The 23,603-nt window shown below is 60.5% G+C and carries 23 protein-coding genes and 3 tRNA genes; 8 read left to right on the forward strand and 18 right to left on the reverse strand.

The features are described 5' to 3' along the window. Window positions 1-2: 2 nt before the first annotated feature. The 4 genes from IEX16_RS09350 to IEX16_RS09365 are packed head-to-tail and all read left to right on the forward strand — an operon-like array spanning window position 3 to window position 3,742. Window positions 3-953, forward strand: coding sequence for a branched-chain amino acid ABC transporter permease (locus IEX16_RS09350; RefSeq protein ID WP_188708102.1), 951 nt, complete (start codon window positions 3-5; stop codon window positions 951-953). Between the two features lie 47 nt (window positions 954-1,000). Continuing rightward, complete coding sequence (locus IEX16_RS09355; RefSeq protein ID WP_188708104.1) at window positions 1,001-2,257, forward strand: ABC transporter substrate-binding protein; 1,257 nt, start codon at window positions 1,001-1,003, stop codon at window positions 2,255-2,257. Between the two features lie 53 nt (window positions 2,258-2,310). Next, window positions 2,311-3,039 carry an ABC transporter ATP-binding protein gene (locus IEX16_RS09360; protein WP_188708105.1) on the forward strand — a complete coding sequence of 243 codons (729 nt, stop codon included), beginning with the start codon at window positions 2,311-2,313 and terminating at the stop codon, window positions 3,037-3,039. Further along, a complete protein-coding gene (locus IEX16_RS09365; protein WP_188708107.1) occupies window positions 3,032-3,742 on the forward strand; it encodes an ABC transporter ATP-binding protein in 711 nt (236 codons plus the stop codon). The genes IEX16_RS09360 and IEX16_RS09365 overlap by 8 nt, the downstream gene beginning before the upstream one ends. Window positions 3,743-4,115: 373 nt before the next feature. On the opposite strand, the gene IEX16_RS09370 is transcribed toward IEX16_RS09365, so the two are convergent. The 13 genes from IEX16_RS09370 to folC form a co-directional block, all read right to left on the reverse strand. After that, window positions 4,116-4,310, reverse strand: a complete 195-nt coding sequence (locus IEX16_RS09370) for a hypothetical protein (protein WP_188708109.1) — start codon at window positions 4,308-4,310, stop codon at window positions 4,116-4,118. Beyond that, window positions 4,303-4,812, reverse strand: coding sequence for a response regulator (locus IEX16_RS09375; RefSeq protein WP_188708111.1), 510 nt, complete (start codon window positions 4,810-4,812; stop codon window positions 4,303-4,305). The genes IEX16_RS09370 and IEX16_RS09375 overlap by 8 nt, the downstream gene beginning before the upstream one ends. Window positions 4,813-4,925: 113 nt before the next feature. Next, complete coding sequence (locus IEX16_RS09380; protein ID WP_188708112.1) at window positions 4,926-5,549, reverse strand: response regulator; 624 nt, start codon at window positions 5,547-5,549, stop codon at window positions 4,926-4,928. After that, window positions 5,546-8,164 carry a GAF domain-containing protein gene (locus IEX16_RS09385; RefSeq protein ID WP_188708114.1) on the reverse strand — a complete coding sequence of 873 codons (2,619 nt, stop codon included), beginning with the start codon at window positions 8,162-8,164 and terminating at the stop codon, window positions 5,546-5,548. The genes IEX16_RS09380 and IEX16_RS09385 overlap by 4 nt, the downstream gene beginning before the upstream one ends. 296 nt (window positions 8,165-8,460) lie before the next feature. Continuing rightward, window positions 8,461-8,537, reverse strand: a tRNA-Asp gene (locus tag IEX16_RS09390). 76 nt (window positions 8,538-8,613) lie between these two features. Then, window positions 8,614-8,689, reverse strand: a tRNA-Glu gene (locus IEX16_RS09395). 84 nt (window positions 8,690-8,773) lie between these two features. Then, window positions 8,774-8,849: transfer RNA gene (locus tag IEX16_RS09400), tRNA-Ala, on the reverse strand. A gap of 56 nt (window positions 8,850-8,905) precedes the next feature. After that, the gene (gene gltX / locus IEX16_RS09405; protein ID WP_188708115.1) at window positions 8,906-10,309 is read right to left on the reverse strand and encodes a glutamate--tRNA ligase; all 1,404 of its coding nucleotides are present in this window, start codon (window positions 10,307-10,309) and stop codon (window positions 8,906-8,908) included. Beyond that, a complete protein-coding gene (locus IEX16_RS09410) occupies window positions 10,306-11,535 on the reverse strand; it encodes an O-succinylhomoserine sulfhydrylase (protein WP_188708117.1) in 1,230 nt (409 codons plus the stop codon). The genes gltX and IEX16_RS09410 overlap by 4 nt, the downstream gene beginning before the upstream one ends. After that, window positions 11,532-13,049: an amidophosphoribosyltransferase gene (gene purF / locus IEX16_RS09415; RefSeq protein WP_188708119.1), complete on the reverse strand. Its 1,518-nt coding sequence runs from the start codon at window positions 13,047-13,049 to the stop codon at window positions 11,532-11,534. The genes IEX16_RS09410 and purF overlap by 4 nt, the downstream gene beginning before the upstream one ends. Window positions 13,050-13,188: 139 nt before the next feature. Next, on the reverse strand, window positions 13,189-13,674 hold the full coding sequence (locus IEX16_RS09420; RefSeq protein ID WP_188708121.1) for a CvpA family protein: 486 nt from the start codon (window positions 13,672-13,674) through the stop codon (window positions 13,189-13,191). A gap of 13 nt (window positions 13,675-13,687) precedes the next feature. Further along, window positions 13,688-14,434 carry an SPOR domain-containing protein gene (locus tag IEX16_RS09425; protein ID WP_188708122.1) on the reverse strand — a complete coding sequence of 249 codons (747 nt, stop codon included), beginning with the start codon at window positions 14,432-14,434 and terminating at the stop codon, window positions 13,688-13,690. Between the two features lie 17 nt (window positions 14,435-14,451). Further along, window positions 14,452-15,780: a bifunctional tetrahydrofolate synthase/dihydrofolate synthase gene (folC, locus tag IEX16_RS09430; RefSeq protein WP_188708124.1), complete on the reverse strand. Its 1,329-nt coding sequence runs from the start codon at window positions 15,778-15,780 to the stop codon at window positions 14,452-14,454. Window positions 15,781-15,940: 160 nt separating this feature from the next. Between folC and IEX16_RS09435 the strand changes: the two genes are divergently transcribed. Together IEX16_RS09435 and IEX16_RS09440 are read left to right on the forward strand one after the other, a co-directional pair. Next, window positions 15,941-16,288: an arsenate reductase gene (locus IEX16_RS09435; protein ID WP_188708126.1), complete on the forward strand. Its 348-nt coding sequence runs from the start codon at window positions 15,941-15,943 to the stop codon at window positions 16,286-16,288. Between the two features lie 160 nt (window positions 16,289-16,448). Then, a complete protein-coding gene (locus IEX16_RS09440; protein WP_188708127.1) occupies window positions 16,449-17,240 on the forward strand; it encodes a glycine zipper 2TM domain-containing protein in 792 nt (263 codons plus the stop codon). Window positions 17,241-17,328: 88 nt separating this feature from the next. Here the strand turns inward: IEX16_RS09440 and IEX16_RS09445 are convergent, their stop codons facing one another. Both IEX16_RS09445 and IEX16_RS09450 read right to left on the reverse strand, forming a co-directional pair. Then, window positions 17,329-18,108, reverse strand: coding sequence for an anti-sigma factor (locus IEX16_RS09445; RefSeq protein WP_188708129.1), 780 nt, complete (start codon window positions 18,106-18,108; stop codon window positions 17,329-17,331). A gap of 70 nt (window positions 18,109-18,178) precedes the next feature. Further along, complete coding sequence (locus IEX16_RS09450; protein WP_188708131.1) at window positions 18,179-18,754, reverse strand: RNA polymerase sigma factor; 576 nt, start codon at window positions 18,752-18,754, stop codon at window positions 18,179-18,181. Window positions 18,755-18,901: 147 nt separating this feature from the next. Here IEX16_RS09450 and ppnP point away from each other — a divergent pair, with 147 nt between their 5' ends. Further along, complete coding sequence (gene ppnP, locus IEX16_RS09455; protein ID WP_188708133.1) at window positions 18,902-19,219, forward strand: pyrimidine/purine nucleoside phosphorylase; 318 nt, start codon at window positions 18,902-18,904, stop codon at window positions 19,217-19,219. Between the two features lie 168 nt (window positions 19,220-19,387). Then, window positions 19,388-20,716, forward strand: a complete 1,329-nt coding sequence (gene argG, locus IEX16_RS09460) for an argininosuccinate synthase (RefSeq protein WP_188708135.1) — start codon at window positions 19,388-19,390, stop codon at window positions 20,714-20,716. Between the two features lie 152 nt (window positions 20,717-20,868). On the opposite strand, the gene IEX16_RS09465 is transcribed toward argG, so the two are convergent. The 3 genes from IEX16_RS09465 to IEX16_RS09475 form a co-directional block, all read right to left on the reverse strand. Next, on the reverse strand, window positions 20,869-21,978 hold the full coding sequence (locus IEX16_RS09465; protein WP_188708136.1) for a hypothetical protein: 1,110 nt from the start codon (window positions 21,976-21,978) through the stop codon (window positions 20,869-20,871). Further along, a complete protein-coding gene (locus IEX16_RS09470; protein ID WP_229676270.1) occupies window positions 21,975-22,532 on the reverse strand; it encodes a hypothetical protein in 558 nt (185 codons plus the stop codon). Before IEX16_RS09470 ends, IEX16_RS09465 begins: the two co-directional genes overlap by 4 nt. A 106-nt stretch (window positions 22,533-22,638) precedes the next feature. After that, on the reverse strand, window positions 22,639-23,592 hold the full coding sequence (locus IEX16_RS09475; protein ID WP_188708138.1) for a nuclease-related domain-containing protein: 954 nt from the start codon (window positions 23,590-23,592) through the stop codon (window positions 22,639-22,641). Window positions 23,593-23,603: the final 11 nt, after the last annotated feature.

Below are 23,603 nucleotides of genomic sequence, written 5' to 3' on the forward strand. Positions count from 1 at the left end.
ACGTGATTCATCGCACCCCGATGCTGCTGGCGCTGGCGCTATTCCTGGCGCTGATCAGCGCACCCTTCTGGCTCAACGCCTATCCGCAGACCCTGTTGACCGAGATCCTGATCTTCGGTCTGTTTGCCGCTTCGATCGACCTGCTGGCCGGCGTGGCCGGGCGAACGTCGCTGGGACATGGCGCCATCTTCGGTACCGCCGCCTATGTCGTGGCTTGGTGCCAGACCAGTGCGGGCATCGATCCGTGGATGGCCGTGGTCCTGGGCGTGATGGCCGCGACCTTGCTGGCCTTGGTCTTCGGCCTGTTGGCCGTGCGCACGGATGGGGTCTACTTTCTTCTGTTGACGCTGGCGCTGGGTATGGTGGTCTGGGGCGTGGCCTACCGTTGGGTCTCGGTGACCGGTGCCGAGAGCGGCCTGCGTGGTATCGCCCGCCCCAACGGCTTGGCGGACAACGCCCATTTCTACTGGTTTGTCCTAGCCGTTGTCGCTGCGACCTTCCTGGCGCTGCGCAGCGTGGTGAATTCCCAGTTCGGTCTGGCCTTGCGTGGCATCAAGCAGAGCAGCACGCGCATGCGAACCCTGGGCTACAACGTACCTCTGACGTTGGTTCTTGCATTCACGGTGTCGGGCTTTGTGGCCGGTGTAGCCGGTGTGCTCGGCGTCTATCTAAACAGCTTCGTCAGCCCTAGCAGCGTTGCACTGGCGCAGTCCACCAAGGGCTTGTTGATGGCCATCCTGGGTGGCGTCGGAACGCTCTGGGGTGGCTTTATCGGAGCCGGCGTAATGATCGCCCTCGAGAACCTGGTGAGCTTCTACACCGAGCGTTGGGCCATGGTGCTGGGTGCCTTGTTCGTGCTGACGATGCTCTTTGCCCCGACGGGGCTGCTGGGCACGGTACGAACGATTCTTGCACGGTTCCAGCACGGTACGTCCGACAAGACAAAAGACTAGTTCGTGTTCCCCCTGTCCTTCGCTTTCAACAACCATAGGAGACAAGCATGCATCGCAGAAACTTCATCTTGAACAGTGCCCAAGCCGGGGCCGCACTCATGTTGCCGACATTGAGCCCGCTCGCCTTCGGCCAGGGTGGTCCGATCAAGATCGGGTTCATGACGCCCCTGACCGGAGTTGCGGCGGCACCCGGCCGCGAGTTGCTCGACGGCTGGAACATGTTCTGGCAGCAAAACGGGCTGAAGATTGGTGACCGTGTGGTGGAGATTTTGGTGGAGGACGACGGCTCCAACCCCGACACGGCGCTACAAAAAGCCCGTCGCCTGCACCAACAGCAAGGGGTTCACATGCTGGTGGGCAACGTGCTGGCCAATACTGGTCTCGCCGTGGCGGAGTACGCCAAGACGGCCAACGTGCCCTACCTCATGCCAGCCGTGGCCGCTGATGATCTGACCCAGCGCGGGCGCATTCCCAATGTGCTGCGCACCGGTGGCTTTTCGGCCAGCCAGATCACCCGCCCATTGGCTGACTGGGCGCGCAAACGTGGTTACAAGCGCGTAGTCACCCTGGGCCAGGACTATGCGTTCGGCCACGAACAGGTGGGCGGTTTCGTGCAGGTGTTCACCGAGGGCGGCGGCGCCGTGGCGGGACAGTTCTGGCACCCACTGAACACGCCCGACCTGAGCACCTACCTGGGTCAGATCAAGGCGTTGAACCCGGATGTCGTCTTCTCCGTCCAGACCGGCGCGGACTCCGCACGTATCCTGCAGCAATGGTCCAGCTACGGTTTCAAGGACAAAATCCCGCTCATCACGTCGCAGAACGTGACCGATCAGTCCGTGATCCGCACGCTGACGGCCGCAGAGTGCGAAGGCATCATTTCCAGTTCGCACTTCGCCGAAGGACGTGACTCCGCCGACACCAAGGCGTTCGTCGACAACTACGAAAAGGCCTACAAGAAGCTGCCGGGCATCTTTGCTGCCGAAGGCTTCACCGGAGCCATGTGGTTGGCGCATGCCCTGAACAAGATCAAGGGCCGCTCCGAAGACTCTGCCACCCTCATTGCATCCCTGTCGAGTGAAGCCATCAACGGCACACCGTTCGGCAAGACCGTGAAGATGGATGCCTACGGGAACCCGGTGTTCGACGTGTACATCCGCCGTGTCGTCAAGCGCGCCGACGGCAAGCTGGTGAATGCGGTGGTCGACACCTACCCGCAGGTCTCGCAGTTCTGGACCTACAACCCGACGGAATACCTGAAGCAGCCGTCCTACAGTAGGAACTTCCAGGGCATCGCCAAATGAGTTCAGGGCGGCCATCGGATCACCTTGAGGGGACAGCCATCGAACTGCGCGGGGTGAGCCGTAGCTTCGGTGGCCTGAAGGCCGTAGATGATGTGAACCTGCGGGTGCAAGCCGGTACACGGCATGTACTCATCGGGCCCAATGGAGCGGGTAAGACGACCTTGTTCGCCCTGATGTCGGGTGAACTCGATGTGAGCGCGGGTCGCGTCAGCTTGTTCGGCCAAGACGTTACGTCATGGTCAGCCATGCGCCGCTCGCGCGCAGGTCTGGGTCGCACCTACCAAATCACCAATGTGTTTACAGGCCTGAGCGTGCAGGAAAATCTGGTCATTGCCATGCGAGGGCGCCAAGGCGACAAGCTCAACATGTTTCTGGGCACGCGGCCGGATGCAGACGGCAGTGCACGCATTGACCACCTGCTAGGCGTTTGTGGTCTGGAGGGCCGCCGCCAGGTGCGCGCGGGTTCCATGTCGTATGGCGAACAGCGCTTGCTTGAGCTGGCCATCGCGCTGGCTAACGAGCCCCGCCTGCTGTTGCTGGACGAACCTGCGGCCGGCCTTTCACCGGCAGAGCGCGGCCCAATGGCCGACACCATCCGCCGACTTCCGCGCGAGTTAACCATCGTGCTAATCGAACACGACATGGAACTGGCACTGGGCCTGGCTGATCGTGTCAGTTGCCTCTATTACGGCCGAGTGATCGCCGATGGAACGCCGGAAGAAGTGCGCTCGGACGCGGAAGTGCAATCGGTCTACTTTGGAACAGCCAGCAGCCATGCTTGAAATAAAATCCATATCCTCCAGCTATGGGGAAGCACGGATCCTGCATGCGATCAACCTTACGGTTGCGCAAGGCCAGGTGGTTGGGCTGCTCGGTCGCAACGGCACCGGGAAGACGACCTTGATCCGCTCCATCATGCAGGTCAAGCCGCCGCAGGTCACGTCAGGCTCCATCAAGTGGAATGGACGCGAGCTGTGCGGGATGTCGTCAAATGAAGTTGCGCTTTTGGGTATCGGACTGGTCCCGCAGGGACGACGGTTGTTTGCATCCTTGACGGTGCAAGAGCACTTGGAGATCGTTCCCCGTCGACCCGCAGTTTCGGGGCGTCGACCATGGACCGTTGAGCGTGCTTACGAGTTGTTCCCACGTTTGGGTGAGCGCCGCAGTCACCGCGGCAATCAACTCTCTGGCGGTGAGCGCCAGATGTTGGCGATCACTCGAGCATTGATGTTGAATCCGGATCTGATGTTGATGGATGAGCCCACGGAGGGACTCGCGCCTTTGATCGTGCAACACGTTGAGCAAGCTGTCTCTGCACTTAAAGCAGAAGGGTTGACTGTCTTGCTTGTAGAGCAGAATTTACGAAGTGCGTTGGCAGTCGTTGACTCGGTTTACATATTGGAAACCGGTGCTGTGGTGCACCACGGATCAGCCAGCGACCTCACCAGTGACGCGGCAACACTTCACCGATATCTAGGGGTTTAATCGCCAGACGATGACGGCTGTTGACGATTCTCCGCTTTTGGCTGGCCGCATTCACCCCTACGAAACGAGGACCTGTTACTCCTCGCAGGAATCAGAGTATGCCGCTCTGTCAAGCGGTGGTAGACCGATCCAATCTCCAGTTCAGACTTCACGACCTTGAAGCCGCGCTCAATGTTGGGCAGTGACTTTGTAGCGCTCGATGACCTTGTCAGGGGGTTATGTCAGCAATGTGCTCAGTCCTTCAAACCGGCCAAGCTGATCAGTTGTACGCCACCTTGAACGTGGCGAATCTTCCGGCCGGGAGCCGCGCCGGTCATAGATGCGAGTGGTGCTGATGCTCGCGTGCCCCAGCAATTCGGCCGTGATCATGGGATCAGAGAAGCTGTTCATCGCGCTTGTCAGCGTAACGGCCGGGCCAGCTACCAGCACGGAGCTGTTGGATCGCTTTCATCGTTGATTGCAGCCGACGGAGCTCCTCGAGGCTTTGCATCCGTACTTCCATCGACTCAGAAATAAGGCGAAGCATCTGGTCACGAGCTTGTTCGCTGGACTCGGACACGTCATTCATGACCGACCCGTAGAGCACCGGTCTCCAACAAATGCTCTGCGTGGTGTCCCCCATAATGGGGCGATCCGTCCGTTATCGCGGATTGACACTCAAGATCTTCCATCCAGTTCCTCAGCGTGACAGCCGCGCCAACCAGGGGCAAAAGCCTCTCGAAAAGCTTGTCCTTGGCGATGAATTCCACCGCACCCGCCGCCCGTACTTGTTCAGGGAGGTCCGCACTCGTATCAATCGAAATGGCCGCAACAAACGTACGAGGCCACTTCTTCAGAATCTCACGCGTGAGATCGAGTCCGTTGGCATCGGGTAGGTTGATGTCCATGAAGACAATCGATGGGCAATGCGCTTCAACATACCTCAAAGCGGTGGCGCCATCTGGCGCTTCGATGACTGAAAGGCCAGGATAAAAGCGCTCGATGCACACGCGTATCGCTTCGCGCATCGGCGCGTGATCCTCTACGATCAGCACCGCCGCCTCACGTCGGACACTTCCTGGTTGGCTCATGGCGTTTCCTTGGCTGACTCTGGGATATTGACTATCCCTGCATCGCATCAGCCTGTATGTCGCGCAAACCAGACAGACGGAGTTCGGTCTGTAGCGTTTGTCGGACAGCTCGGTTAACCGGGTGGTGTCAGCCCGTGTTGAACAGCAAGCTTGACCAGCGAAGCCACATCGGAGACGCCAAGCTTTTTCATCAGCCTGCTCCGGTACGTATCGACGCTTGTTTTGGACAAATGGATTGCTTGCGCGATCTCGGCGCTGGTCCGGCCTTCAACCACAAGCTGGAGCACCTGACCCTCGCGCGCTGAAAGGCTGTCAAGTGGGCCGCGCTGGCCCGAAGACGCTGATAGTGCTCCGATGGCGGGACTCACATAGCGTCTTCCCGCGCAAACGGCCCGTATAGCCTTGACGAGTTCGGCACTTGCTGCATCCTTCAGGACATAACCGGTGGCGCCGGCGTTCAGTGCCTGATAGACGTGTTCCCGGTTCGAGTGCATCGAGAGCACCACCACCTGCGTTGCGGGCGTGCGCATGCAGATCTCACGCGTAGCTTCTATGCCGTTCATCTCCGGCATGGATAGATCCATGACAACCACGTCGGGCAACGTGACACTTGCTACGCGCACCGCGTCGTGCCCGTTTCCAACAGATCCGACGATCTCCATTCCGGCGCCCGTGAGCAGCACCGAAAGGCCCTCCCGCATCATGGCGTGGTCGTCGACGAGCAGAACCCTAGTCATGTTGTGCGCTCCAGAACTGCCATGATGCGCGTGCCGCGACCCAGAGCTGAGTCTACTTTCAGCTTCGCATCCACGGCCTCGGCGCGCTCACGCATGATCTGAAGTCCATAGCTGCCCGACTCCGGCAACTGGGTAGTGTCAAAGCCGCAACCGTCGTCGGCGATCATCAAGCGAACCTCCTGCGCTTCCTGGACAAAAGAGATCTCCACCGCTCGCGCGTTGGCGTACTTGGTCAGATTGTTGACTGCTTCCTGCGCAATGCGGAACAGTGCGGCCTCGATCAGAGGAGGCAGCCGCAGCTCGATATCGACGTCACGTACGCTTACCGCTATCGGAAAGCGGTCTTCAAGCGATCCCGCCAATATCCTGATCGCGACTCCCAACCCATGATCGTCAAGACCGGGAGGCCGCAACTCGGCCATGATATTGCGCGAGGTCGCGATTGCACTTTGCAGAAGTTCCAGCGCCATTCCAAGCCGATTGTCAATTTCGGCAGACGGGAGAGCCCTGGCCAGTTCAATGTTTAGCTTGGCGGTGGCGAGATCCTGGCCGATCCGGTCGTGCAGTTCCCGGTGGAGCGCTCGCCGCTCGTTCTCCTCCATTTCCGTAAGTCGCCGCTGTAGTTCACGGGTCCGCTCCGCGCTGTGGCGCAGCGCCTCCTCGGCGCGGGCGCGCTCAAACACGGGGAAGACCCGGTGGGCCACCTCCACGATGAGGGTGACTTCGTCGGGCCGCCAGTCGCGCACCCTGGGGGCGCCAACGGAGATAAGGCCCGGCCACGCGTCGTCCTTGAGAATTGGAGCGGCGATGAACGCGCGCATACCGACGGCGCGGTACGCCTCCTTGTCCGTTCGAGGGTCGGTGTCCGTGTCGCGAACGACGACGGACTCGCCCGCGCTGGCAGCACGCAGGAACTCCTCGCTCAGGTAGTCGCCCGCCCGGTATGCGCCGCTGGGGACGAAGAACCCCTCCCGCTCCCAACTAGCAAGCGCGGTGAAGCGCGCTTCAGCCGGCTCTTCCCCCGGGTCGAGCTTCACGCCGATGACATGATAGGAGCTGACATCCAGGTAGGCGCCGAGCGCCTCGCCGGTGGCACGGACGACCTCGTCGGGACTTTTGAGTAAGGTCGACGTCTGGGACAGCTTGTCCAGGAAGGCGGCGTGGCGCTCGCGGCGCTTGCGCTCCGTGATGTTGTTAAAAACCGAAACGACCCTGCGGCTGCCGTTGCCACCGTCCCGCGCCAGGTAGACGTCGAACCAGCGGTCCAGCCCACTAACATAGTCCTGAAAACGGATTGGCTGGCCGGTAAGGACCACCTGCTCTAGCCGTTCTATTACCCTCTGCTCGAGAGCCGGTATGAGCTCGCGACCGCGCTTGCCAATAATTTCGCGCCCCATGCCGCTCATCGCCTCGTGTGAAGCATTGATCTCAAGGACCTTGTAGTCGATCGCCTTGTCCTGCTCGTCGAACAAAACCTCGATTGTCGAGACGCCCTCGTCGATCGACTCGAACAGTGAGCGGTACTTTTCTTCGGACCGGCTCAACGCCCGCTCAGCGCGGGTTCGTTCAACCGCCACCCAGGTGCGCTCGGCGACCTCCTGCACCGCTTCGACTTCCGTCGACGCCCAGATGCGCGGCAGGACACTCAGCACCGACAGCAACCCGACCCAAATGCCTGCCTTAAACAGCGGCACCGCGATATACGCGCCGACGTTTGCGGCGGCCATTGCTTTCCGCTCGTGTTCTTCGAAAAGCGGATCGCTCGTTATGTCTGCAGAGACCTGCAGCTTTCCAGCACGATAACCGTCAGCCAGGCGTTTGCCGTAATCCTCGGAGCGAAACGAGCCGACCAGCGGCGGCAACCCCTTGGCATACGAGTGCGAGATATGGACGTACTCGCCAAGCACTTCGCCGTAACTGGCCTGATTGACCTGCAGATGCTCACCCAGGAGATTGGCAGCAAGTACTTGAATGGCCTGTGGGTCGGCAAGCGGCCTGAGTGCATCGCTCAGTGTGAGCAGAAATACTTGCAGGCGCTCGCGGCGCTTGCGCTCGGTGATGTCCCTGAAAACCGCAACGATCGTCCGGCTCCCCCGGTGTCCGAATGGGGACAGGTAAACCTCAAACCAACGGTCGAAGGAGGGAATGAAGTCCTCAAAACGCGACGGCTCACCGCTAAAGGCAACTTTACCTATTCGCTGAATCACGGAAGGGTCGATGTCGGGCATCACCTCGCTGATGCGCTTGCCGACCACCTCGCTCCCGAGGCCGCTCATAGCCTGATGGGCACGATTGACAGCCAGATAGCGGTAATCGATCGCATGGCCGTTCTCATCGAACAGCACTTCAATGGTCGCGACGCCTTCGTCGATCGATTCGAACAGCGCACGGAATGGCTCATCCGATGCATGGGCTGTGTCTCCGGCGCCGGGCTGAGCATCGTCCCGGCCAAAGGCGATGAACGTGCTTGAGGGATCCCCTTGCTTATAGAGGATGGGCTGGGCGGTGAGGCTTGGCGAGTCCACTTCACCAACAATGGTCTTTTCAAACTTGCGGATGTCCTCGGCCGAGGGCCAAGTGCTTTGGTCATTGGGATTGAACGGTTTTGCACTCATAGCCCCGTAAGCGTACTCGAAGCTTTTATGGGCCGCTATGGCCAAATCGCGGGCACGGACCAATGCTCGACGCTAATCCCGCGTTTTGAGCGACATCTTGATCTCGGGTCGTCCACTCCATCTGAAGCGCAAAGCCATTGGGAAAGACGACGCGGAAATAGTAAATACCGTGGCGAGAACGACGGATACAGGCCGGAAGGCGCATTGTGGTGGTCCTTGAATAGCCCACTGCAATGGCTCACCCGAAAATGGCCTTGAAAGACAAAAGGCCCGATTTCTCGGGCCTTTTGAAGATTTGGCGGAGCGGACGGGACTCGAACCCGCGACCCCCGGCGTGACAGGCCGGTATTCTAACCAACTGAACTACCGCTCCTGGTAGATAGCGTTTGCTCTTGCGAGCCAAGTGCTAACGACTTGTGCCTTGCGCCTCACACGGGTGTGAAGAATGCTGGCGACCCTAAGGGGATTCGAACCCCTGTAGCCACCGTGAAAGGGTGGTGTCCTAGGCCTCTAGACGATAGGGTCTTAACCTTGGAACTTCCGGCAGCAGGTTTTTGCGTTGAACAAAGACCTGCCGAAAAAAATCTGAAAACTTTTTCGACAATTGAATGGTGGAGGTAAACGGGATCGAACCGATGACCTCTTGCATGCCATGCAAGCGCTCTCCCAGCTGAGCTATACCCCCGTATCAACCGAGCAGGTTTCCCTGCAACTGTCGAGCCTTGAATTATAGCCCGAAATTCAGGCGCTATTCAAACGCTTCAAACGCGAAATCACCTTGGCCCTGTCCATCAGGGACAAAAGCGCATCCAGCGACGGGGTTTGCGTGCGCCCGGCCACCAGCACACGCACCGGCATCGCCAGTTGCGGCATCTTTAGGCCGGTCTCTGCCAGCACCTGCTTGATGACGGCGGCAATTGCCGGCTTGCTCCACTCGGCGCCCTGCAGCAACTCGGCCAGCCTGGCCAACGCAGGATGAATCTCGACGGGCGCATGTGCCTGGATCTCTTCGGCGGCCACTGGCACTTCGTTGACCAGCACAGCCATCCACTCGGCCAACTCGACCAGCGTGCTGCAGCGGTCTTTGAGCAGCGCACAGGCCGCCACACGGCGCGGTACATCGAGACCGGCCAAAGTGCGCTCGTCAAGGAAGGGCACGACATGTTCGGCCAGCTTCTCGTCGGGCATAGCCTTGAGATGCTGGGCGTTCACCCAGCGCAGCTTGGCCTCGTCAAATTGCGCAGCGCTCTTGCCAAGGTGATCAAGGTTGAACCACTGCAGGAATTGTTCGCGGCTGAAAATTTCATCGTCGCCGTGGCTCCAACCCAGGCGCGCCAGGTAGTTGACCATGGCGTCGGGAAGGTAACCTTCTTTGGCGTACTGCGTGACGGCTTTGGCGCCGTTGCGTTTGCTCATCTTCTCGCCCTGCTCGTTGAGCACGGTCGGCAGGTGCGCATACACCGGCACGTCCTTGCCCAGCGCACGGAAGATGTTGATCTGACGTGGCGTGTTGTTGACGTGGTCGTCGCCGCGGATCACATGCGTGATGCCCATGTCCATGTCGTCGACCACGACGCAGAAGTTGTAGGTCGGCGTGCCGTCGGGCCGCGCGATTACCAGGTCGTCGAGTTCGTCGTTGCTGATCTCGATGCGGCCCTTGACCTTGTCGTCCCAGACCACGGCGCCGCCCTGCGGGTTCTTGAAGCGCAACACTGGCAGCACACCTTCGGGCACGGAAGGCAAGGTCTTGCCGGGTTCGGGCCGCCAGGTGCCGTCATAACGCGGCTTCTGCTTGTTGGCCATCTGTTGCTCGCGGAGCGCATCGAGTTCAGCCACGCTCATGTAACAGGGATAGACCAGGCCGTCAGCCACCATTTGTGCGAGCACCGCCTTGTAACGCGCCATGCGCTGCATCTGGTAGACCGGGCCTTCGTCGTAGTCCAGTCCCAGCCAGCGCATGCCTTCGATGATCACATCGACGGCTTCCTGCGATGAACGCTCGACATCGGTGTCCTCAATGCGCAGAATGAAGTCGCCGCCGGTGGAACGTGCAAACGCCCACGGGTACAGCGCCGAGCGGATGTTGCCGAGGTGGATGAAGCCGGTGGGGGAAGGGGCGAAGCGGGTGCGGGTTTTGAGGGTCATGCCAGGGTGTCCAGGCCACCAAGGCCACGAGAAAGGTCGGCCTTGATGTCGTCGATGTGGTCCAGCCCGACCGCCAGCCGGATCAGGCCCTGGCTGATGCCGGCGGCCTGGCGCTGCTCTTCGCTCAGGCGCCCGTGCGAGGTGGTGCCGGGGTGGCTGATGATGGTTTTGGTATCGCCCAAGTTGGTGGCGATGCTGATGACCTGCGTGCTGTCGATCACATGGAACGCGTTCTTGCGCGCTGTCGCGACGTCGTCGCCGCGCAGGTCGAAGGACAGCACCGCGCCGCCCAGACCGGACTGCTGGCGCATCGCCAGATCATGCTGCGGGTGCGACTCGAGGCCGGGGTAATAAACACGGGCCACCTGCGGCTGCTGCTCGAGCCACTTTGCCACAGCCAGCGCGTTGGCGGACTGCGCCTGCATACGAATGCCCAGGGTTTCCAGCCCCTTGAGCACGACCCAGGCATTGAAGGGTGCCAGGGTCATGCCGGCGGTACGCACCACCGGGCCGAACACATCGACGATCAGTTTTTTCGGGCCGCACAAGGCGCCGGCCATGACCCGGCCTTGGCCGTCCAGGTACTTGGTGCCCGAATGCATGACCAGGTCGGCGCCAAACTCGGTGGGCCGCTGCAGCGCCGGCGAACAAAAGCAGTTGTCCACGGCCAGCAGTGCACCGACACCATGCGCGAGGTCGGCCAGCGCGGCGATGTCGCACACTTCGGTCAGCGGATTGGTCGGCGTCTCGGCAAACAGTAGTTTGGTGGTCGGGCGCAGCGCGGCCTTCCATTCGGCCACGTCGGTTTGCGACACAAAGGTGGTCTCGACGCCGAACTTGCCGAACTCGCGGCCGATCAGCGCAATCGTCGAGCCGAACATGGAGCGTGAACACACCACATGGTCGCCAGCCTTGAGCAGGCCCATACACATCATGAGAATGGCGCCCATGCCGGTGGACGCGCCTATCGCGGCCTCGGTGCCTTCCATGGCTGCAAGGCGGCGCTCAAAACTCGTGACCGTGGGATTCGAGGTGCGGCCGTAGGTGAAGCCCTCCTCGGTGCCAGAAAAACGCCGCGCCGAGGTCTCGGCATCAGGCTGCACAAAGCCACTGCTCAGGTACAACGCCTCGGAGTTTTCGCCATGCTGGCTGCGATCCAGCGCGACGCGCACGGCCAGCGTGTCGCGATGCAAATTGTCAGGAAGTTTCCGCTCGCTCACGTTCATGCCTCCTGCGGGTTGGGCAGGGCCAGGCGCGACACATCAACCTCGTTCTCTTCGCTGCTGTCAACGCGACCGGCGTTCATTTTGGCGATGCTTTCGGGCGTGATGTCCCCGGTGATGTAGACGCCGTCAAAGCAGGAAGCGTCGAAGCCGTCGAGGTTTTTATTGAGCGAGCCGATGGCGCGTTTCATGCCCTCCACGTCCTGGTAAATCAACGCGTCGCAGCCAATCGCCACGCGAATTTCCTCGACTGTGCGGTCATGCGCAACCAGTTCGTCGGCGGTCGGCATGTCGATGCCGTAGACATTGGGGTAACGCACCGGCGGCGCGGCGCTGGCCAGGTAGACTTTTTTGGCGCCGGCGTCTCGCGCCATCTGCACAATTTCGCGGCTGGTCGTGCCGCGCACGATGGAATCATCCACCAGCAGCACGTTGCGGCCCTTGAACTCGCTGGCAATCACATTGAGTTTTTGGCGCACGGATTTTTTGCGCACACCCTGGCCCGGCATGATGAAGGTGCGGCCGACATAACGGTTCTTCACAAAACCTTCGCGGTAGGGGATACCCAGCAAGTGCGCAAGCTGCGTGGCACTGGGTCGGCTGGACTCGGGGATCGGGATGATCACGTCGATCTCGTTGGGCGGCACGGTCGAGACCACGCGTTTGGCCAGCGTTTCGCCGAGGTTCAGCCGCGCCTGGTAGACCGAGATGCCGTCGAGCACCGAATCCGGCCGCGCGAGGTAGACAAATTCAAAGATACAGGGCTTGAGCTGGGCGTTGACAGCGCATTGCTCGGCGTGCACCGTGCCTTCGAGGTCGACAAACACGGCTTCGCCGGGTGCGATGTCGCGCACAAACTGGTGCGAGGTGCCTTCGAGGGCGACCGACTCGCTGGCCACCATCACGGTGTTGCCGCTGTCGTTCTGGCCGCGGCCCAGGCACAGCGGGCGGATGCCGAAGGGATCACGAAAGGCCAGCAGGCCGTGGCCGGCGACCAGCGCCACCACCGCGTAAGAACCCTTAACACGCTTGTGCACACCGCGCACCGCGGCGAACACGTCGGCGGGTGTCAGCGGCAGGCCGCGGGTGGTTTTTTCGAGCTCGTGCGCCAGCACGTTGAGCAGCACCTCGGAGTCGCTGTCGGTGTTGATGTGGCGGTGGTCGGTGGTGAACAGCTCGGCCTTGAGTTCAGCAGCGTTGGTCAGGTTGCCGTTGTGCGACAGCACCAGGCCAAACGGCGCATTCACGTAGAAAGGCTGGGCTTCGTCCTCACTGTAGGCATTGCCTGCGGTCGGGTAACGTACCTGACCCAGACCCACGGTGCCGGGCAGCGCGCGCATGTTGCGGGTACGAAACACGTCGCGCACCATGCCTTTGGCCTTGTGCATGAAAAACTTGCGGCCCTGCTGCGTGACGATGCCCGCGGCGTCCTGCCCGCGATGCTGCAGCAGCAGCAGGCCGTCATAAATCAGCTGGTTCACCGGGGCGTTGCTGACAACACCGACTATTCCGCACATATGTATCTACTTTCGTTCATAAAATCGATCGACACGAAGTGCGCCGCGCAGGACCGCCCCAAGCAAGCACAGCCCCGGAACCCGGTGCCAGGGGCAGCGCACCGGCGAAGGCGCACGCAGTGACAAGCGTCGGGGCCCATCAATCCAGGTACTTTCCGAACTGTTCGGGCAGCACCGGCTTGAGTCCCTTGAGTGCAACGGTCAGTACCTCGGCGCCACGCGACTCCTGCCACCACACGGCGCTTTTGAAGGCGGTCATGTTGATGACCACCGTCACCGCCAGCAGCAAAATCACGCCGCGCACCAGGCCGAAAGCTGCGCCTAGTGTGCGGTCCACCGGCCGCAGACCGATGGCGTCCACCAGCTTCTTTATCAACACCGCCACCAGGCCCGCCGCAAACACGGCCCCAATAAAAACCAGCACAAAAGCCGCCGCATAACGCACCGGCTCCGAGGCGCTTTGCAAAGGCAGCAGCAGCGCCACTTCGGGCGCAACCCACTGCGCCAGATAAAACGACAGTGCCCAACCCAGCACCGACAACACCTCGTACACCAGGCCGCGCCAGGCGCCTATCAGCAGCGAAAGCGCCAGCACCCCCAGAAAAGCCAGATCGACAACGGCCACGGCGCGCTAGTACTTATAAAGTCAGGATGGCCGCTGGCAAATCAAGCCCCTTGATCTTGCTGGCCGCCTTGTCGGCGTCCGCCCTGGTGGCAAACGGCCCGACCCGTACCCGGATGCGCTTGCCGTCCTTGGTATCGGCCACCTGGGTATAGGTTTTCAGCCCCGCCCTTTCGAGCTTCTGTCGCACTTCGCGCGCCTTGTCGTCATCGGCAAACGCACCCACCTGCACCACCAGCCGGCCTTCGGTCTCGGCGTTGGCCACCTTGGCGGCTGGCGCGGGCGCCACCGGCTTGCCTTCGAGCAAGGCCTTGGCACGCGCCGCCTCGTCACTGGTCGCAGCCGGCTTGGCGGCCACTTTGGGCTCTGGTTTTGCTTCTGTTTTAATAGCGCTCTGGACAGGCGGGACAAGGGCTGCAGGCTTTTCCGATACGATTTCTTCACGCGGCGCAAGGCTGGACGGCACCGCCACTTTTTCGCTGGCGGCGGCAGGCGCACTGGCTGCGACCTTGGGCGCGGGCGCCGGCATCACCAACGGCTTGACAGTATTTTTGCCGGGGATTTCAATCGCGATGTCGACCGCCACAGGCCGCGGCTGGGTGTCGAACAACAGCGGGAAACCGACTACACCGATCAATACCAGCACCACGGCACCGATCAGTCGGTGCTTGGCGCGTTTGCGCATGGCCTCGACACTCTCGGCGGGACCGGCCGCCCCGGCAGCGGTGGTGGATGAGCCCCGGCGAAAGTTGAAAAACGGCATGTTGGTGGCGGTGTCCGTTAGGTATCGGTTGATGATGGCGCGGGACGCCCTGGCATGGCGTGCGGGGCAAAAAGACGGGGCAGACCCTCTTTCAACACAGCCCCCACCGTATAGAACGATCCGAACACCACAATTCTATCAGCGGGGTCTGCGGCGGCCACCGCCGCCTGCAGGGCCTGGACCGGGGTGGCGAACACCTGTGCGCTGGCGTCCGGGCGCCGGTTACCGGCCTGCCAGCGAGCCATCAAACCGGCACCGCTGGCCGCGCGCGGCGTCGGCAGATCGCTGAAATACCAGCGATCCACCATGGGCCCGACACGCTGCAGCATGGCCGCCAGGTCCTTGTCGGCCATGGCGCCGAAAACCGCATGGGTGCAGGGGTAAAAACCCATGGCGTCGAGGTTTTCGGCCAGCGCCGCGACCGAGTGCGGGTTGTGCGCCACATCCAGCACCAGCGTCGGCTGGCCGGAGATGATCTGAAAGCGACCCGGCAGCTCGACCATGCCCAGCCCATTGCGCACCGCCTGCGCCGTCACCGGCAGCCGGTCGCGCAGCGCCGTCAGGGCCGCCAGCACGCCGGCGGCGTTGACCAGCTGGTTGGCGCCACGCAAGGCCGGATAGGCCAGGCCGGCATACCTACGGCCGCGGCCAGCCCAGGCCCACTGCAGCTTGTCGCCGGAAAAATTGAAGTCACGGCCCAGCCGCCACAGGTCAGCGCCCACTTCGACAGCATGGTCCAGCACGCTTTGCGGCGGAACCGGGTCGCCGACCACCACCGGCTTGCCGGCGCGCATGATGCCGGCCTTCTCGAAGCCAATGGCTTCGCGGTCGACACCCAGCAGTTCGGTGTGGTCGATATCGATGCTGGTGATCAGGGCGCAGTCGGTATCGATGATGTTGACCGAATCGAGCCGCCCGCCCACACCGACCTCCAGGATCACAACGTCCAGCTTCGCCTCGGCCAGCAGGCTGAAGATGGCCAGCATGGTGAACTCGAAATAGGTCAGCGAGGTGTTGCCACGCAGCGCCTCGACGCGTTCGAAGTGCGGCAGCAACGCTTGCCCCTGCACCATCTCGCCGCGGACCCGGCAGCGTTCCTCGAAATGCACCAGGTGCGGGGAGGTGTAGACCCCGGTTCGGTAACCGGCCTGCCCGAGGATGGCCTCAAGCATGGCGCAGCTCGATCCTTTGCCATTGGTGCCGGCCACGGTGATGACCGGGCAGTCAAAAGCCAGGCCCATCCCGTGGGCCACACCGCGAACCCGGTCCAGGCCGAGGTCAATTGCGGTGGGGTGCAGGCGCTCGCAGTAAGCGAGCCAGTCGTCCAGGGTAGTGAGCTTGTCCATAGAGGCACTATTGTCGCCGCTGGCGCCCCGGCACCGCCTCTGCGTCAGCCTGTAACTCTTGCCTCCACGACTTGTTTTGCTATTGAATTAATAGCTGCTTGCGCCCGCTCGCCATGGGCTGAGGCCCGATTTGATACACAAATCATGCGAAAATTGTCGCATGATCACCGTTTACGGCATTTCCAACTGCGACACCGTCAAAAAGGCCCGCGCCTGGCTGGCTACCCAAGGTCTGGCCCATGAATTCCATGATTTCAAGAAGCTGGGAATCCCGGCGGCAAGACTGCGAATCTGGGAACAGGCGGTCGGCTGGCACAAGCTGCTGAACCGCCAGGGCACCACCTGGCGCAAGCTGGACCCCGGCGAGCAGGCCAGCGCCACGGACGCCGCCGGCGCACTGACCGTGATGCAAGCCCACGCCAGTGTGATCAAACGTCCGGTGGTCGAGTGGCCGGGCGGGCAAATCACGGTGGGCTTCGAGCCGACAGCCTGGGGGGCGCTGGCCTGAGCATGTGGGGGGGGCCGAAGGGGTTTGTAAAACTGTCGGCCAGCTTTACAGTGATTTACCTGAACTTGTGTGCACCAAAAGCGCTCTGAATCATTAAACTGGAAGCTGTTTATTTGGCCCGCCTTCACGGCATTTCAGCGGGCTGAAAAGGATGTGAATCATGAAAAAAATACTTTTGTTATCGACGGTTGCCGCAGCCTCCAGCCTGTTTGCCGTGAATGCGTCGGCCATGGATATCCTGGCACGGGTGCTCTCCAGCACGCCGGTGGTGCAGCAGGTCGGCGTGCCGCAGCAGGTCTGCACCACGCAGCCCATGGTCACGCAGTCGCCGGGCTCCGGCGCCGGTGCGGTGATGGGCGCCTTGGCTGGTGGCGCCATGGGCAATGCCATCGGTGACGGTGGCGGCCGCGCACTGGCAACCATGATTGGCCTGGTGGGCGGCGCGATGGTCGGCAACAACATCGAAGGCAACCGCACCCAGGTGCAAAACGTGCAGCAATGCGGCATCCAGACCAGTTATGAAAACCGCACCACACACTACAACGTGGTCTACGAATACGCCGACAAGCAGTACAACATCCAGATGCCCAGCGATCCCGGCCTGTATGTGCGCTTGCAGGTGACACCGGTCGGTGCCCTGCCCTCGCCACAGGCGTCGGTGCAGCGCGGTTACGCCCAACCCCAGCAGGCCCAGCCCATGTATGGACAGCCTGTGTATACCCAGCCGGTGTATTCACAGCCGGTGTATTCACAGCCGGTGTATTCACAGCCGGTGTATTCACAACCGGTGTATTCACAACCGGTTTACAGCCAGCCGGTGTATGTGCAGCAAGCACCGGTGGGGGCTTACCCCGGTTATTACTCGCGGCCTTATTACCCGCCGATTGGCCTGTCGCTTAATTTCGGCTACAGCCGTGGTGGGCACGGACATGGGCACCGCCACTGGCGTTAAGCGCTGCGAACTCGCGTAAAAAAGGGCTGCATCCTGCAGCCCTTTTTTTGTTAGCGGCGTCAACGGCGCCAGCCGCATGCCCGCGCTCTTAAAGCGTGGTCTGGAGCAGCGCGCCTTTGAACAGCACCGGCCCGCTGGGCCCGCTGCCCGCAGGAACGCCACCTTTGGGCTCCAGGCTGATGGCCAGCGCCGGCACCTTGTTCACAGCATCATTGCCGGCCGGCAGGCGCACCACCGCACCGTCTCCGAGCACGCCCAGCGACTTGGCACCGCCGCCCTGCGGCAGCGCCCACAACTGAAGCGACTTGTCTGGCGCAGGGTGGAACTGGCCCACATGTTTGAGCTGCAACTGGCTGTGTTTGGGGTCGTACGTCACCAGCACCGAAGGCGCGGACTTGTCGTCGGCCAGCACGGCCACGTACTGGATCTCGGGCGTGGCGGCCAGACGGGCGCTGAGTTCCTGCACCTGACCGTTCAGCGCCGTGTTCAGGTTCAGACCAGTCACCACCGCCACCACGGCAGCCATGGCGCCGGCGGCTGTGGCGCCACGCCACAAACCGAGGCTGGCCCACCAGCCACCGTCCGATACAGCGGCAGGTGCCCGCCGTGCGGCCAGCATGGCCCTGGACTCTTTTTCAGCGTTGACAAGATTTTCAATGCGCTTCCAGACCGCCGGACTGGGCGCGGTCTGCGGCTGCAGCTCGGCCACCGAAGCCATGCGGCCTTGCCAGATCAGCGCGGCGGCGCGCACCGGTGCATGGGTGCGCGCCAGCGCCTCAAAGCGGCGACGGGCACCGCCGCGCAGCGTACCCAGCGCGTAGCTGGCCGCCAACTGCTCGACCAGCGAGGGGTTGCGCGTGATATTCATACCTTACCTTCTTCCAGAAGTTTCCCGACACCATTGGCGGGAACAAACCCAATCAAATTCATGCGGTGACTCATACAAACCGCGACATGCAGCCCCGCAATTGCTCCAGCCCGCGGCGAATCCAGGTCTTCACCGTGCCCAGCGGCAGCTTGAGCTGCTCGGCCAGTTCGCCGTGGCTCAGGTCCCGCATGTAGGCCAGACTCACCACCTCACGCTGCTTGTTGTCCAGCTGGCTCAGGCACTGGTGCAGCGCCCAGGCCTGCTCACTGGCCAGCGCCGTATCCATCGGATTCGGGGAATTGCCTTCCACCGTCTCGGCCATCACATCGTCCAGCTCCAGCGACGCATCGGCCCGTTCGGAGGTGCGACGACGCAGAAAATCCAGCCCCCGGCTGCGCACGATCAGGCACATCCAGGCCATGGGCGGCGACAGGCTGGCCTTGTAGTCGCCTGCAATACGCCAGATGTTGATGAATGCTTCCTGCAACACGTCCTCGGCCCAGCTTCGGTTGGTGACCACTCTCACCGCCACGCCATAAAGCTTGGACGAGGTCAACTCGTAAAGCTCTCTGAGCGCCGATTCGTCGGTCTGGGCAACGCGATCAATGAGCGCGATCAATTGGGTATCCGGGCTTTCTGCATTCATGGACGCCATTGTCCTGCATTCCCTATACGCCCGAAACGGGTCAATGGATTCAGGCCGGCAGCGCCCGGGGAGGCCAGGCTGACCTAAAATCGATGGTTTTGCACGCCGGGCCCTCTTGCTGGCTCACCCGTCCTTTTCCAGAACACCATGACTACCGAAAAAATCGACAACATCAGCGTCACCACCCAAGCCAACGTGTATTTCGATGGAAAATGTGTGAGCCACGGCATCACTTTTGCCGACGGCACAAAAAAATCTGTCGGCGTGGTGCTGCCTTCCACCCTGACCTTCAATACCGGTGCACCCGAGATCATGGAATGTGTAGCCGGCGCCTGTGAATACAAACTAGCCGGCAGCGACGCCTGGGTGAGGTCTTCGCCTGGTGAAAAATTCAGCGTGCCGGGCAACTCAAGTTTCGATATACGGGTCGGTGAGGCTTACCACTACATCTGCCACTTCGGCTGAGGAGCTTTCCGAAAATCCAATGACCGGGCGCATTGCCGCGTTGTGCGGTACTCGGAATCCTCATGCACCTTGAGTGCATTCCGGTGTCCTCCGTTCCGTACGCCTTGCACTGCATCCCGCTCATCGAATTTTCAAAAGCTCCACAAGATTTATTCCACTGAGAAAAACATGGCCACCATCCTGCAAAACATCCCCGCCGGCCAAAAGGTCGGCATCGCCTTCTCCGGCGGCCTCGACACCAGCGCCGCGCTCTTGTGGATGAAACAAAAGGGTGCCCTGCCCTACGCCTATACCGCCAACCTGGGCCAGCCCGACGAGGCCGATTACGACGAGATCCCGCGCAAGGCCATGGAATACGGCGCCATCAAGGCCCGCCTGATCGATTGCCGCCCACAACTGGCTGCTGAAGGCCTGGCCGCTCTGCAGGCCGGCGCCTTCCACATCACCACCGCGGGCTCCACCTACTTCAACACCACGCCGCTGGGCCGCGCCGTGACCGGCACCATGCTGGTCAGCGCCATGAAGGAAGACGACGTCAACATCTGGGGCGACGGCAGCACCTACAAGGGCAACGACATCGAGCGCTTTTATCGTTACGGCCTGCTGACCAACCCCGCGCTGAAGATCTACAAACCCTGGCTGGACCAGCAGTTCATCGACGAACTGGGTGGGCGCTCCGAGATGAGCGCCTTCATGACCGCGAACGGCTTTGGCTACAAGATGAGCGCCGAGAAGGCCTACAGCACCGACAGCAACATGCTGGGCGCGACGCACGAAGCCAAAGACCTGGAAAACCTCAACAGCGGCATCAAGATCGTTAACCCCATCATGGGCGTGCCGTTCTGGAAAGACGACTGCGTGGTCAAGGCCGAAGAAGTGAGCGTGACCTTTGAAGAAGGCCGCCCCGTGGCCCTAAACGGCGTGCACTACCCGGACCTGGTGAGCCTGATCCTCAAGGCCAACGAAATCGGCGGCCGCCACGGCCTGGGCATGAGCGACCAGATCGAAAACCGCATCATCGAAGCGAAAAGCCGCGGCATCTACGAAGCCCCGGGCCTGGCGCTACTGTTCATCGCCTACGAGCGCCTGATCACCGGCATCCACAACGAAGACACCATCGAGCAATACCGCGACAACGGCCGCAAGCTGGGCCGCCTGCTGTACCAGGGCCGCTGGTTCGACAGCCAGGCCATCATGCTGCGCGAAACAGCCCAACGCTGGATCGCCAGCGCCATCACCGGCGAAGTCACTATCGAACTGCGCCGCGGCAACGACTACTCGCTCTTGAATACCGAATCGCCCAACCTGACCTACGCACCTGAGCGCCTGAGCATGGAAAAGGTGGAAGACGCCCCGTTCTCGCCACTGGACCGCATTGGGCAACTGACTATGCGCAATCTGGACATCACGGACACGCGCGCCAAGCTGGGTATCTATTCCAATGCTGGGATGCTGGAGTTGGGCAAGGGGGATGACTTTTTGAAGCTGGGCAAGTAGGCATCGGTTGAAGCCCCAAAGACAAAGCCCGCTTTTGCGGGCTTTGTCTTTTTATCGAATCACTGTCTCTCAATACTCCAACAGTAAACAAGCCATTTGCGTGCAAAGACATGGGCCCAATAAGCGGCCAGCAACATCGACGCGAAGGTCTGTCAATCTGCCAGCTCGATGTCGACAAACTTTAGTTTCTTCCCGTTCAACCGAATCACCTTAACTAGAACAGAGCGATTCACCATGGGACCAATAACATCATCGACAGCATCTTGGAGCCCCTCAATATGAAGTGAAACGCCGTCTACAACGATGTCTAACCAATCTTTGTCCAAATGCACTGCGCGCAAAGTACCTCGCAATTCTTCCGGACTCTTATCTACTTCAGGCGACTGAGGTCTTTCTTGTCGTAGTTGGGCATTGATACTTGAGCGCGTTCCAGTATCAAGACAGACTGGTTTTACTTCACCCGAGCCACGCAATTCAATCCGTTCAAAAGTTTTACCGGTGGGGGCTAGATTGCGAGCAAGCTTTAGAAATGTGGCTCGATACGCTTTATCTGACACAAGGCTTTCTAATGCAGCACCATCCTCAAATGTGGAGGCACTAACGATTTCAAGAAAGTGCTGCGCAATGCGCCGCGGCTCGACATTTTCTTTAAAGAAGTCATCTTGTTTGGGCTTCTGTATTGCTACAGAAAACTGATAACTCCCTGGCGCTGACTGAAACAACCAAGGGCGACACGATTCTTGCAATTCTCTCGATGGTGGACCGGCCCTTCGATGGTCTACACCCTGAAGATACTCAATCGTCCTATAGAACATCGATTGAATCGTTTGGACTTTGTCAACGATTAAGTCGAGCGGAGCCCCACCCGTTACCACCTCTCCACCCTTGACCGAAACCATGACCTGTCCAGGGACAAATGCGACGTTCGCTTTTCTCTTGGAACTTTCTGTCCATATTGCTTGAACCAAGTTTCTGAGTTCCTCGCGCGAAAATTCAGGTAACAACGAATCGGCAAGCATTGAGTGAGCGAGCTGCTCGGCTACAGCGTACTCTCCCGCCTTGTACCAAAGCGATACAGCACTAACCGCAGTGATCCCCCTTGTTCTCAGCTTTGACGCATCAAGCTGGTCCAGCGCTTTGCGCTCAGCAACAGCAGCTCCCTTATATAGCTCGTTTGCGCGATCAAAGTTGCCAGCCCTTAGCTCCAACTGTGCGTCAATCGCAAGTCTTTCACTTTCTGTGTGAAACAGAGCCCAGCTCATTTGCCTTCACTCACTTTCTGAATCGCTATCACCAATTCCTTAAAGCCGACAACTGACGCAATTGCTGGCAAGTTGCTCGCCCCACGTCGCGTTTGTTCTATCTTTTGCTTTAGTCGAGCGTCCACGACTGTACGCCCTCCAGAATCGACGCCAGACACTTCCAAGCGAAAGCAGGTTTCTAAGTCTTCCAACTCCGTATTTGCAGGCGCAACATACCAGTCCGCCCCAGTCAAAGTTTCCGCACGCCGAACTGCAACCAACCCCTCGCGAACTTCAACCGCAGCCAAACAAACGCCATAAGCGCCTGCTTCAGTTGTATCAATCTCGTTTGCCCAAGCGTTTCGCGTCCTTTCGTCAGGCTTAGTGAATTCGACATTGCAATTCGCCAGACCTGTGCTGCATGCAACCGACATTTCAATGGGCGAGGAATGGTGCCTATCAAGGCATACCGATGCAGCTTCCGAAAAAGTCCCGGCAAGCGAAGCGGTCAATCCAGGATGCCGCTCATGTAACTTTTCAAGACGCAACCCATTTTTAGAAATCTCAGACGCCATAAAGCCGCTCCTCCTTCATTTGTCTCGCGCATTGGATCAGTAGCCGATCTCTCCAATTTCTTCACTGCCTCTGTGGGAAGTTTGCTGAACCGTGCAGCAGTATCAGTCAAGTGAAACTATTCTGATGCTCCCGGCAATACTGCAACCCGCCAAAACGCTTGGCGTTGTTCCAGCAGAACTTGCCTTCGGGGTAGCTGATCTTCTCACGGCAATGGGCGCAGATCAGCTTTTTGGCCAATGAGGCGTCGGCCTGTGCGGGTGCTGGGGTGGCGGGTGCTGCAGCAAATACTGGCGCTGGAGGCCTAGGCTCCATCACAGCCTTGGCCGGTTGAGGTTTGGGCTGCATGAAGTCTGGCAGGTCCAGCAGGTCTTGCGGGCGGTGCTGGCGCTTGAGCTTTTCGCCCCATGCCTTGATGGTGTCGGGGCTGCGTATGTTGAAGATGGCCTTGAACACGCCGCCCGTGCTGAAGCCGTCCACCAGCTTTTCATGCCAGGCGCGGAACTGGTCTGCCTTGATCAGAAAGCTGGTGTCCAACGCCTTGGCGTCTGGCCGCTGAATGATGGCTTGCGGGTGCATCAGCACCACGTTATGGAACTCGGGCAGCTTGTCGGTGCGAGTGCCGATTTCCAGCCGTTCCAGAAGTTTGCCCAGGATGCGCGCGTGGCGGCGGCTTTGCTCATAGGGGGAGGGAATGCCGTAGCGCTCCTTGCCATAGCGCACGGTGAACTCGCCATGGGCGTTGACTTCAAGGTCGCCCGAATAATTTTTGGTTTCGATCAGCACCATGTAGCCGGTGCGGTTGATGACCAAATGATCAATTTGGGCCACCTCACCATCGACCTGGAACCGCAGGTCGTGCAGCAGGACATTGTTTTGCCCATCCTTGTAGTGGCCGTCGAGGTGGAAGGCGGCTTCTCGTTCGCCCTTGATGCCGGCGGTCAGGTTGCGCAGTTCAACGCGCAGCCACTCTTTCTGCCGGGTGTCCAGCAGGGGGGACTTTTGCAGGTCTTGCAGCAAAGCCAGGCGCCTGGACTTGTCGTCGGCTGATTTGATGAGCATGCTCCCCTCCC

This window comes from Polaromonas eurypsychrophila (assembly GCF_014641715.1).
Lineage (GTDB): Bacteria > Pseudomonadota > Gammaproteobacteria > Burkholderiales > Burkholderiaceae_C > Polaromonas > Polaromonas eurypsychrophila.